At 62.8% G+C, this 11,215-nt stretch carries 9 protein-coding genes; 8 read left to right on the top strand and 1 reads right to left on the bottom strand.

Annotated features, from left to right (window positions below):
* Window positions 1-11: 11 nt before the first annotated feature.
* Window positions 12-980 carry a DUF2167 domain-containing protein gene (locus tag AC4BCN_RS28015; protein ID WP_490492237.1) on the top strand — a complete coding sequence of 323 codons (969 nt, stop codon included), beginning with the start codon at window positions 12-14 and terminating at the stop codon, window positions 978-980.
* 99 nt (window positions 981-1,079) lie between these two features.
* Window positions 1,080-1,589, top strand: a complete 510-nt coding sequence (locus AC4BCN_RS28010) for a DUF1993 domain-containing protein (RefSeq protein WP_219328115.1) — start codon at window positions 1,080-1,082, stop codon at window positions 1,587-1,589.
* Here the strand turns inward: AC4BCN_RS28010 and AC4BCN_RS28005 are convergent.
* Window positions 1,586-2,152 (bottom strand): glycine zipper 2TM domain-containing protein, encoded by a 567-nt coding sequence (locus AC4BCN_RS28005; RefSeq protein WP_490492236.1) that lies wholly within the window; start codon window positions 2,150-2,152, stop codon window positions 1,586-1,588. The two genes, AC4BCN_RS28010 and AC4BCN_RS28005, sit on opposite strands and share 4 nt — an antisense overlap.
* Window positions 2,153-2,312: 160 nt before the next feature.
* On the opposite strand from AC4BCN_RS28005, the gene AC4BCN_RS28000 reads away from it, so the two are divergent.
* The 6 genes from AC4BCN_RS28000 to AC4BCN_RS27975 all read left to right on the top strand — a co-directional run bounded on the left by AC4BCN_RS28000 (window position 2,313) and on the right by AC4BCN_RS27975 (window position 11,213).
* Window positions 2,313-3,419, top strand: coding sequence for an NADH:flavin oxidoreductase/NADH oxidase (locus tag AC4BCN_RS28000; protein ID WP_490492235.1), 1,107 nt, complete (start codon window positions 2,313-2,315; stop codon window positions 3,417-3,419).
* A 161-nt stretch (window positions 3,420-3,580) separates the two neighbouring features.
* On the top strand, window positions 3,581-5,164 hold the full coding sequence (locus tag AC4BCN_RS27995) for an ABC-F family ATP-binding cassette domain-containing protein (RefSeq protein WP_490492234.1): 1,584 nt from the start codon (window positions 3,581-3,583) through the stop codon (window positions 5,162-5,164).
* Window positions 5,165-5,418: 254 nt separating this feature from the next.
* Window positions 5,419-5,877 carry a RidA family protein gene (locus AC4BCN_RS27990; RefSeq protein WP_490492233.1) on the top strand — a complete coding sequence of 153 codons (459 nt, stop codon included), beginning with the start codon at window positions 5,419-5,421 and terminating at the stop codon, window positions 5,875-5,877.
* A gap of 129 nt (window positions 5,878-6,006) precedes the next feature.
* Window positions 6,007-7,437, top strand: coding sequence for an amino acid permease (locus tag AC4BCN_RS27985; protein ID WP_128141661.1), 1,431 nt, complete (start codon window positions 6,007-6,009; stop codon window positions 7,435-7,437).
* A gap of 286 nt (window positions 7,438-7,723) precedes the next feature.
* Entirely contained in the window at window positions 7,724-9,196 is a 1,473-nt protein-coding gene (locus AC4BCN_RS27980; protein ID WP_034745575.1) for an amino acid permease, read from the top strand.
* Window positions 9,197-9,263: 67 nt separating this feature from the next.
* Window positions 9,264-11,213, top strand: coding sequence for a S9 family peptidase (locus AC4BCN_RS27975; RefSeq protein WP_490492232.1), 1,950 nt, complete (start codon window positions 9,264-9,266; stop codon window positions 11,211-11,213).
* Window positions 11,214-11,215 lie beyond the last annotated feature (2 nt).

Raw genomic sequence — 11,215 nt, 5'->3', positions numbered from 1 at the left:
TTGGACCGATCATGTTGAAACGCCTGCTGACAGCCCTGCTGTGCCTGACCCTCTCCGGCCTGACGGCTGCCGCCCCTGCCGAAGAGAAGGCAGCCGCAACGGAAATGACGGCCGAGCAATTCCTCGCCCAGTTGCACCTGCAGCGCGGCAAGATCACCCTGCCGGGCGGTATCGCCACCCTGGATTTGCCCGCCAGCTTCCGTTATTTGTCGCCGACGGACGCCGAGCGCGTGCTGGTCGAGGCCTGGGGCAATCCGCCGGGCATGGAATCGCTGGGCATGATCGTGCCCGCCAAGACCAGCGTGCTCGAGCGTGACAGCTGGGGCGTGGTGGTGACGTATGAAAAGGAAGGGCATATCAAGGATGACGATGCGGACAGCATCCAATACGACGAATTGCTCAAGGATATGCAGGCGTCCGTGCTGGAAAACAATGCGGAGCGCAAGAAGCAGGGCTATCCCGGCATCCATCTGATGGGCTGGGCGGAAAAACCCAGCTATGCCAAGGATACGCACAAGCTGTACTGGGCCAAGGATTTGATGGTCGATGGCGGCGAGCACTCGCTGAACTACAACGTGCGCGTGCTGGGCCGTGAAGGCGTGCTGAACCTGAATGCGATCGCCAGCATGCAGCAGATCGCCACGATCAAGAAAGAGATGCAGCAAGTGACGGCGTTCACGGAATTTACCGACGGTAACCGCTACACGGATTTCGACAGCAAGACGGACAAGGTGGCCGAGTACGGCCTGGCGGCGCTGGTGGCCGGCGGCGTGGCCAGCAAGCTGGGCCTGTTTGGCAAACTGCTGGCGCTGCTGCTGGCCTTCAAGAAAGTGCTGCTCCTGGCCCTCGTGGGCGGCGGCGCGGCCATCGTCAAGTTTTTTGCTGGCAAGCGCAAGGAGAAGCCGGCGCCGACACTGCCGCAGGAGGCCGCGGAACAGCCCGGTCATGCGCTCGATGGCAAGGTGAATCTGGAAAAGTAGGATGAACTGAGCCGATCCGTGCGCCGGCGCACATGCGCGCGCTGTCCGAAAACAGTGCCTCGGGTACACTGGCTCATCGTTCACTATCAGGAGTCCGCCATGTCCGTGTCCATGTATCAGGCAACCATTCCCGTCTTCATCCGCGGCTTGCGGGTCGTCTCGTCCCTGCTGGAAAAAGCGCAAGCCCACGTGGAGGAAGATGGCATCGTGCCCGAGATTTTGCTGGGCGCGCAGCTGGCGCCCGACATGCTGGATTTGACGGCGCAGGTGCAGCGCGCCAGCGATACGTCGAAGATGTCGGTCGAGCGCCTGAGCGGCGTGCCGGCGCCGAAGTTCGAGGATAACGAAGCGTCGTTCGAGCAATTACAGGAACGCATCGCCAGCACCATCGCCTACATCGACAGCGTGAATGCGGGCCAGATGGCCGGCAGCGCGCAGAAGGAAGTCGTGCTGAACTGGACGGACGAGGGGACAAAATTCTCGGGCGATAATTACCTGCTCAGCTTTGCCTTGCCGAACTTCTATTTCCACGTTTCCATGGTCCACGCCATCCTGAGAAACAATGGCGTGGCCGTGGGCAAGCTCGATTATCTGGGCCCGTACGATTAACGTTGCGGTTGCTGCTCGACCTGGTTCTGTACCGCATTGCCCAGCATGCCGCCGCCGATCACGCCGGCCACCGTCGCCAGCGCCTTGCCGCGGCCGCCACCGACCTGGTTACCGATCAAGCCGCCGATGACGGCGCCCGTGCCGATGCCCACGTAGTTCGGTTGTGCTGGTGCAGGTGCCGGCGCAGGCACTGGCTGCTGGCGTACGGGTTCGCGGTAGGCCGTGTCGCGGTAGCCATCGTTGTTGTCATTGTAGGCAGGGCGCGCTTGCGCCACTTGCGTGTGGTGCACGACGCGCTTGTGCACGACGGGCGCCGGGGCTGGTGCGGGGGCGGCTTGCGCGACGACAGGCGCGGCTACCGGTGCAGCTGCGGGCGCTGCCAGGGCAGCGGCGCCGGCCGGCGTCATGGCGGCCACGTCGGCCGGCACGGCAGGCACATTCGCCCGCGAATTGGGCAGGATGCCGGCGATGGACGCCGCGCCGACCAGGCACAGGACCGTCACGGAAATGGCGGCGCCGGCCATCAAAGGGTGGATGCGGCTGGCGGTAGTCGTCGTGTTCATGTGTTCTCCTGGGGTGGTACTGCGGGTGTTATTGATGTGTCCAGATTAGCGGCCTCGCCTGTCCAAGGCTAGCCCTTGCGCTGTATCAAACGTAAGCAGGTGTAAGCCGCGCTTTCCAAAGCACAGTAGAATCGGTGCTTCCCCTTTTCCGGAGTCCGCCATGAGCCAGCTATTCACGCCGTATGCCCTGGGGCCGCTGCTGGTGGCCAACCGCATCGCCATCGCGCCCATGTGCCAGTACTCGGCCGACAACGGCAACGCCACCGACTGGCACATGATCCACCTGGGCCATTTGGCCCTGTCCGGCGCGGGCTTGCTGATGACGGAAGCGACGGCTGTCTCGCCCGAGGGACGCATCTCGGCCGAAGACCTGGGCCTGTGGTCGGATGCGAATCAAGCTGCGCTGGCCAAGGTGGTGCAGGCCATCCGCCGCCACGCACCGATTCCCCTGGTGGTGCAGCTGGGCCATGCGGGACGCAAGGCGTCGAGCCGCGCGCCCTGGCAGGGCGGTGCTTGCGTGCACCTGGCCGAAGGCGGCTGGCAAACGGTGGCGCCGTCCGCCATTGCCCATGCACCGGGCGAAACCGTGCCGATCGCCCTCGACGAGATGGGCTTGCTGCAAATCAAGGGCGCCTTTGTCGCGGCCGCCCAGCGCGTGCATGCGCTTGGCATCGAGGGCATCGAATTGCATGCGGCGCACGGTTATCTGCTGCACCAGTTTTTGTCTCCGCTGTCCAACCAGCGTACGGATGCGTATGGCGGCAGCCTGGAAAACCGCATGCGTTTTCCGCTGGAAGTTGTTGAAGCAGTGCGCGCCGCCGTGCCGGCCGCCGTGGGCGTGCGCATTTCCGCCACGGACTGGGTCGAAGGCGGCTGGGAAATCGAGCAAAGCGTGCGTTTCGCGCAGGAGCTCAAGCAGCTGGGCGCCGACTTTATCCACGTCTCCAGCGGCGGTATTTCGCCGCAGCAGCAAATTCCCGTGGGTCCCGGCTATCAGGTGGCGTTTGCCGAACGCATCAAGCGCGACAGCGGTTTGCCCACGATCAGCGTGGGCCTGATCACGGAAGCGCAGCAGGCGGAAGACATCATCGCCAACGGCCAGTCAGACATGGTGGCGCTGGCGCGCGCCATCCTGTTCGACCCGCGCTGGCCCTGGCATGCGGCGGCCCAGCTGGGCGCGCAAGTGCTGGCGCCGCCGCAGTACTGGCGCTCGCAGCCGCGTGAATTCAAGAACCTGTTCGGCGACACGACCTTGGGGCAGCGCTGACAAGCCTGCTCTGTTACACTGACGCTTCTTTCCCATTTCTCCAGGACGCTTCGACATGCGCCATTGATACTGCCGTGCTGTGCACGGCCTCGCCCATCCCGCCACAGCGCCATTGCGCCGCGCGGGTTCGCCAGCCCTGTCTGCACGTACAAGGAGTATCCATGCCCGCATTACTACAACTCGACCGTCTTTCCTTTGTGCTGCCCGATGGCCGCACCCTGTTTTCCGATTTGCAATTTAGCTTTGCCCCGCAACGTATCGGCCTCGTCGGCGATAACGGCGTGGGCAAGAGTGTGCTGGCGCGCCTGCTGGCGGGCCAGGCGCAGCCGTCTTCCGGCGCCGTGCGCTGCGACGGCCGCGTGCATTACGTGGCGCAGGAGCTCGATCCTGAGCGCTATCCCACCGTGGCGGCGCTCGCCGGCATGGACGACTTGCTGGCCGCGCTGGCGCGCATTGCCGAAGGCAGCGTCGATGAAGCCGACTACGCGCTCGTGGGAGAGCGCTGGGATGCCCACACCCGTTTGCGCCAGGCGCTCGATGCGCTCGATTTGCGCCATGTCGATGCCGACACGCCAACGGCCAGCCTGAGCGGCGGCGAACGCCAGCGCATCGCCCTGCAGGGCGCCTGGCTGTCGCAGGCGGACTGGCTGGTGCTCGATGAACCGAGCAACCATCTCGACGTACAGCAGCGCGCCTGCCTGGTGGCGCAGATGGCGCGCTGGCCGGGTGGCTTGCTGCTGGTCAGTCATGACCGCGGCTTGCTCGAGCACGTCGATGCAATCGTCGAGCTGTCGAGCCAGGGCTTGCGCAGCTATGGCGGCAATTACGCGATGTATGCGCAGCAGCGCGCGCTGGAACAGGCCGGTTTTGCGGCCGCCCTGCAGGCGGAAAAGGCGGGCGCCAGACGCGAACAGCGCGACGCGCAGCAGCAGGCCGAACGCCAGCAGAAACGGGTGGTGCGTGGTGAGCGCGAGGGCCGCGAAGGCAATCAAAGCAAGCTGCTGCTCGACGCACGCAAGGAGAAAAGCCAGGATAGCCAGGGCAAGCTGCGCCTGCGCGCGCAAGAGGCGCAGCAGGCGCGCCAGCAAAGGGTGATGGACGCCAGCGCCCGCTGCGTGCCCGAGGCTGAACGGCTGTTGCTGGCGCCCGACAGCGCCGTGCCGAACGGCAAGCTGATCCTGGAACTGCGCGACGTGGTCTTGCCCTATGGCCAGGCGCAGCCTGTGAGCCTGGTCATCAGTGGCCCGCGCCGCCTGGCCGTGACGGGCAATAATGGCAGCGGCAAGTCGACCTTGTTGCGCGTGATCGCCGGACAGCTGGCGCCCGCCAGCGGCGAGGTACTGTGCCATGCGCGGGTGGCGTGGCTGGACCAGCATGCGGGACTGCAAGACGGCGAATGGAGCGCCGTGCAGCGCTTGCAGGAACGCAATAGCACGATGGCGGAAGGGGACTTGCGCACGCGGCTGGCGCTGCTGGGCATTGCCGGCGCACGCGCCACCATGCCCAGCCGTTTGCTCAGCGGTGGCGAGCGCATGAAGGTGGCGCTGGCGGCTGAGCTGTATGCGCAGGCGCCGCCGCAACTGTTGCTGTTGGACGAACCCGACAATCATCTGGACCTGGCCAGCTTGCAGGCGCTGGAGCAGATGCTGCTGCAATATCGGGGCGCGTTACTTGTGGTTTCGCACGACCAGGCATTTCTGGATGCGATAAACCTTGACCCCGAGGGCTTGACATTGCACAAGTGACAATTTAATGAAAAAAGTCACGCTCGATGCCTGTAGAGCATGCTTCATGAACTGATGCTGAATTTTGTTTGATTGTCGGTATAATCCACTGAATAACCGGGCCTATTTGTGAACTAAAACTGCTGGTTCACCAATATGATGACGTTTAATCTGGCACTGTTGTCGGTCACTACCGCGCTGCCAGGGCGTCATCCTGCGTGCCCTGCCGTGCATGAATTCTGGTTTCGCTTATATTGTTTTCTTGGAGAAATAGCATGTCGTTTTACGAAAAACTCAAGGCCCTCAACATTGAACTGCCAGTCGTTGCCGCGCCAGCCGCCGCCTACGTGATGCATGCGCGCACGGGCAATACTGTCTTCCTGTCCGGCCACCTGGCCAAGAAGGATGGCAAGGTCTGGGTTGGTCAACTGGGCAAGGATGTCGCGACGGAAGAAGGCAAGATCGCTGCGCGCGGCATCGCCATCGAACTGATCGCCACCCTGCAAGACGCGTGCGGCGGCGACTTGAACAAGGTCAAGCGCATCGTCAAGGTCATGAGCCTGGTCAATTCCACCTCTGAATTCACGGAACAGCACCTGGTGACCAATGGCGCCTCGGAACTGTTCGTCGAAGTCTTCGGCGACAGCGGCAAGCACGCGCGCTCCGCCTTCGGCGTGGCGCAAATCCCGCTGGGCGCTTGCGTCGAGATCGAGCTGATCGCCGAACTGGCCTGACGCCGTAGCCTGACCACATGAGCATGCCGGCGCTTGCCGCCGGCTCGCCCTTTCTTCCTTTCCAGCAAGAGCGGAACCGCCATTGGGGTGGAGGGATCGGTGTATTCAAGAAAAAAACGGAGACACGTAATGAAAACGAGTGAACAAGGCTTGCACCGCGGCCTGGGTGAGCGGCAGATCCGCCTGATGGCGCTGGGCGCCGCGATTGGCGTGGGCCTGTTTTTGGGTTCCGGCAACGCCATCAAGATGGCCGGTCCCGGCATCATGCTGTCGTACATCATCGGGGGCGCGGTCATCTTCATGATCATGCGCGCGCTGGGCGAAATGGCCGTGCACAATCCCGTGGCCGGCTCCTTCAGCCGCTATGCCCAGGATTATCTGGGTCCTTTGCAAGGCTATCTGACGGGCTGGAACTACTGGTTCCTGTGGCTGGTCACGTGCGTGGCGGAAATTACCGCCGTCGCCATCTACATGGGCATCTGGTTCCCCGACACGCCGCGCTGGATCTGGGCCCTGGCGGCCCTGGGTTCCATGGGCGCGATCAACCTGCTGGCCGTGAAAGCCTACGGCGAGTTCGAGTTCTGGTTCGCCCTGATCAAGGTCGTCACCATCATCCTGATGATCATCGGCGGCACGGGCATGATCGTCTTCGGTCTGGGCAACGATGGCGTGGCCATCGGTATCTCGAACCTGTGGACGCATGGCGGCTTCTTCCCGAATGGCGCGCAAGGCGTATTGATGTCGCTGCAGATGGTGATGTTTGCCTATCTGGGCGTGGAAATGATTGGCCTGACGGCTGGCGAAGCGGCCAACCCGAAGAAATCGATTCCCGACGCCATCAATTCCGTGTTCTGGCGCATTTTGATTTTCTATGTCGGCGCCTTGTTCGTCATCCTGTCGATCTACCCATGGAATGAAATCGGCACCACCGGCAGCCCCTTCGTCATGACGTTCGAACGCCTGGGCATCAAGACGGCGGCCGGCATCATCAACTTCGTCGTGCTGACGGCAGCCTTGTCGTCGTGCAATGGCGGCATCTTCAGCACGGGCCGCATGCTGTACAACCTGGCGCTGCAAGGCCAGGCGCCGAAGGCGTTTGCGGAAACCACGGCCAGCGGCGTGCCGCGCCGCGCCATCCTCGTGTCCGTCTTCGCGCTGCTGCTGGGTGTGCTGCTGAACTACCTGGTGCCGGAAAAAGTGTTTATCTGGGTCACCTCGATTTCCACCTTCGGCGCCGTCTGGACCTGGGGCGTGATCCTCGTCACGCAGATCCAGTTCCGCAAGACCTTGACGCCACTGGAAATCAAGAACCTGGCCTTCCGCATGCCGTTCGCGCCGTACGGTTCCTGGATTTCGCTCGCTTTCCTGGCGCTGGTGATCGGCCTGATGGCGTATTTCCCCGATACGCGCATCGCCCTGATGGTGGGACCAGCCTGGCTGATCCTGCTGACGGTGCTGTACTACGTGCTGGGCCTGGCGCCGAAAGAGCGCCGCGACGACGTGCCGCAAGGCTACGAGGCAGGCTGGTCGCCGGCCGATGCGCCGCACGGCAAGAAGTAATTCAGCTGAACTGAGCTGAACCAGAAGCGCGCCCCTGCCCCTGCAGCGGCGCGCTTTTTCTTTCATAGAAGCAATATCTTCTTCGCCAGCACTCTTGCGTGTTTGATGGCGCACGCCTGGCGTTGTTTCCATGCATCAAAGTTCTGTTTGGCTGAGCCGGTGAAAGCCCTATAATCGCTTAGTTTTGAAAATGGACGCGATCTTTCCGGTTTTTTGCCAGGTAGGGCCGGAGCGCTATTTGTTTTTACCCGTCATACGAATATGTGTGCCTCATAAAGGAATATTAGTGAGCCAAACCCTGGTCCAGAAAATTTGCCGCACCAAGCCGATCGATACCACGGTCGAATATGGTGAAGGCCTCAGCAGCAGTGGCTTGAGCCGGTCCATCGGCCTGTTTTCCCTCACCATGATCGGCGTCGGCGCCACCATCGGCACGGGCATTTTCTTTACCATGGTCGAAGCCGTGCCCAAGGCGGGCCCATCGGTCGTCCTGTCTTTCCTGATCGCCGCCATCACGGCCGGCCTGACGGCCTTGTGCTATGCGGAGCTGTCGTTCCGCATCCCCGCCTCCGGCTCCTCGTATTCGTTTGCCTACGCCACTGTCGGTGAGTTTCTTGCCTTCATCATGGCCGCCTGTCTGCTGCTCGAATACGGCTTGGCGGGCAGTGCCGTGGCCATCGGCTGGTCGTCCTACCTGAACAACTTCCTGGAAAATGCGTTTGGCTGGCATATACCCGAGATGCTGCGCACGCCGATGATCGTTTCCGGCCCGCATGGCATGGAGTTTCACGCCGGCCACATCAACCTGCCGCCGATCTTTTTGATCTGCATGTGCGGTTTCCTGCTGCTGCGTGGCGCCAAGGAATCGGCGCTGATGAACGCCATCATGGTTATCATCAAGCTGTCCATCCTCGTATTCTTCATTGCCATTGCCTTTTCCGGTTTCAACGCCGACAACTTCGTGCCCTTCTTCAATACCGACAATAGCAAGGGCTTTGCCGGCATGACGGGCGTAACGGCCGCGGCTGGCACCGTCTTCTTCTCCTTCATCGGCCTCGATACGGTGGCGACGGCGGGCGACGAAGTGAAAGACCCCAAGCGCAACGTCCCGCGTGGCATCCTGTATGGCTTGCTGATCGTCACCGTGTTCTATCTGCTGGTGGCCGTGGCCGCCCTCGGTGCGCAACAGGCGAAGTTGTTCGAAGGCCAGGAAGCGGGCCTGGCTGTGATCCTGCAAAACGTGACGGGCAAGACCTGGCCCGCGCTGGTGCTGTCGGCCGGCGCCGTCATTTCCGTCTTCAGCGTGACCCTGGTGACGATCTACGGCCAGACGCGCATCCTGTTTGCCGTCAGCCGCGACGGCCTGATTCCGAAGTCGTTCCAGAAGATCCACCCGCGCACCCTGGTGCCGGTCAGCAATACCATCATCGTTTGCCTCGTGGTGGCCGTGGTGGCGGGTTCCATCGATGCGACTTACCTGTGGGACATGGTCAGCATCGGCACCCTGACGGCTTTCATGGTGGTCTCGATCGCCGTGCCCGTGCTGCGCCACAAGCAGGGTGCGAACCGCATCGAAGGCTTCAGCGTGCCGTTCGGCCCGTATGTGATTCCCGGCCTGAGCGTACTCGCCTGCCTGTACATCATGCGCGATTTGCCGCATACGACGTTTGTCGTGTTTAGTATCTGGATGACGGTGACGGTGGCCATTTACTTCCTGTACAGCATGCGGCATTCACACCTGGGCAAGAAGGCCCGCTAATGCAGTCTGTTCCATCCAAAACCGCCGCGCTTGCCGGCGGTTTTTTTTATTTCTAACCGGAATTTACATGATGAAAATAACTGATCTGGCCGCCTGCGGATTGCTGGCAAGCAGCCTTCTGAGCACCACGGCACAGGCCGCCGCTGCAACCGGGCCGGCATTGCGCGATTACCGCGCCGTGGCCCTGTCGGCCAATGGCCAGCGCATCGCCGCCATCGAATCGAACAAGGCGGGCGAGCAAGCGCAGCGTCCGCACGCGGCCATCGTCGTGCGCGACGCCGCCAATGGCGCCATCGTGCAGCAATTCGATCCGTGTGCCGTGTGTTCTTATGACAAGCCCAGCTGGTCGCCAGATGGAAAACAGCTGGCCTTCATCGGCTACGACGCCAAGGCGGGCACGGCGCAGCTGTACCTGGCCACCCTGTCGCAGGCGCAAGTCCGAACGTTGACCAGCATCAAGGGTGTAGCCAGCACGGCGCGCTGGTCGCCGGACGGCAAGCAGCTGGCCTTGCTGGCGACGGTGGGCGCGCGCAAGCTGGCCGGCGCCGTGGAGGCGGGCGCGCGCCAGGTGGGCGAAGTGGGCAGCGAAGACGATGCCCAGCGCATCGCCGTCGTGCCGGCCAGCGGTGGCGAGCCGCGTCTGCTGTCGCCCGCCGATACCTATGTGTATGAATACAGCTGGACGCCCGATGGCCGCGGCTTTGTCGCCACCAGCGCGCAAGGCAATGGCGACAGCAACTGGTGGGTCGCCAAGCTCAGCCATATTGATGCGGCCACGGGCGCCCTGCGCGTGATCGCGTCACCGGCCATGCAGCTGAACCTGCCCTCGGTCTCGCCCGATGGCAAGACAGTGGTTTTCATCGGCGGCCTGATGAGCGATTTCGGTTCCATCGGCGGCGATATCTACACGGTGCCGCTGGCCGGCGGCACGCCGCGCAATGTGACACAAGACTATCGCGGTACCTTCAATGGCGTCGTCTGGCGCGGCGCCCGTTTGCTGGCAACGGCCCTGATCGATTCGCAACTGGCGCTGGTGCCCGTCGATGCGCAGAACGGGTCCGGCCAGCCCGTGCTGCTCGGAGAAATCAGCAGCAGCGGCAGCGATGGCCGTCTGTCGTTCAGCGCCGATGGCTTGCAAGCGGCGGCCGCACAGGAAGACTTTACGCAAGCTTCCTACCTGGTGGCCGGGCCGGTGGCCCGGCTGAAAAAGGTCACGCGCGACAATGACGGTTTTGCGCCGCAGCTGACGGTGCAGAACGTGGGCTGGAACAACGAGCAATACAAGGTGCAGGGTTGGCTGCTGGGGCCGTTGAAGACGGACGCCGGCAAGCGTTATCCGATGATTGTCAACGTGCACGGCGGCCCCGGCGCGGCGGCTTCTCCCCGTTACGTGGCCGCGGGCACCCTGATCCATGAATTGACGCAAAAAGGCTATTTCGTCTTCCTGCCCAATCCACGCGGCAGCTTTGGCCAGGGCCAGGCTTTTACGCGCGCCAACATGGCGGACTTTGGCGGCGGCGACTGGCGCGACATTCTCAGCGGCATCGACGCGGTGCAAAAAGTGGCGCCCGTTGACGGCGAACGCCTGGGCCTGATCGGCCATTCTTATGGCGGCTTCATGACCATGTGGGGCGTCACGCACAGCGACCGTTTCAAGGCGGCCGTGGCGGGCGCGGGCGTGTCGAACTGGATCAGCTATTACGGCCAGAACGGCATCAACCAGTGGATGATCCCGTTCTTTGGCGCCTCCGCCTATGACAACCCGGCCGTCTACCGCAAGGCCTCGCCCATCGAATCGATCAAGGCGGCCAAGACGCCGACCCTGATCTACGTGGGCGAGCGCGACGTGGAAACGCCGGCCGCCCAGTCGCTGGAATTCTGGCACGGCTTGCGCGCCATGGGTGTGCCGTCCAGCCTGTTCATCTATGACGGCGAAGGCCATTCCTTCCGCAAGCCCGAGCACCAGCGCGACTTGCAGAAGCGCACCGTCGGCTGGTTTGAACGCTACCTCAAATAGCT

This window comes from Janthinobacterium sp. Bl 1, assembly GCF_058215535.1.
Note: the sequence above shows the minus strand (reverse complement) of the source record. Positions and strands in the feature narration are given on the sequence as shown.

Coding starts and splice junctions, on each gene's coding strand:
- AC4BCN_RS28010 (WP_219328115.1), top strand. CDS start 1,080: ATGTCCGTGTCCATGTATCAGGCAACCATTCCCGTCTTCATCCGCGGC.
- AC4BCN_RS27985 (WP_128141661.1), top strand. CDS start 6,007: ATGAAAACGAGTGAACAAGGCTTGCACCGCGGCCTGGGTGAGCGGCAG.
- AC4BCN_RS27975 (WP_490492232.1), top strand. CDS start 9,264: ATGATGAAAATAACTGATCTGGCCGCCTGCGGATTGCTGGCAAGCAGC.
- AC4BCN_RS27995 (WP_490492234.1), top strand. CDS start 3,581: ATGCCCGCATTACTACAACTCGACCGTCTTTCCTTTGTGCTGCCCGAT.
- AC4BCN_RS28000 (WP_490492235.1), top strand. CDS start 2,313: ATGAGCCAGCTATTCACGCCGTATGCCCTGGGGCCGCTGCTGGTGGCC.
- AC4BCN_RS28005 (WP_490492236.1), bottom strand. CDS start 2,152: ATGAACACGACGACTACCGCCAGCCGCATCCACCCTTTGATGGCCGGC.
- AC4BCN_RS28015 (WP_490492237.1), top strand. CDS start 12: ATGTTGAAACGCCTGCTGACAGCCCTGCTGTGCCTGACCCTCTCCGGC.
- AC4BCN_RS27990 (WP_490492233.1), top strand. CDS start 5,419: ATGTCGTTTTACGAAAAACTCAAGGCCCTCAACATTGAACTGCCAGTC.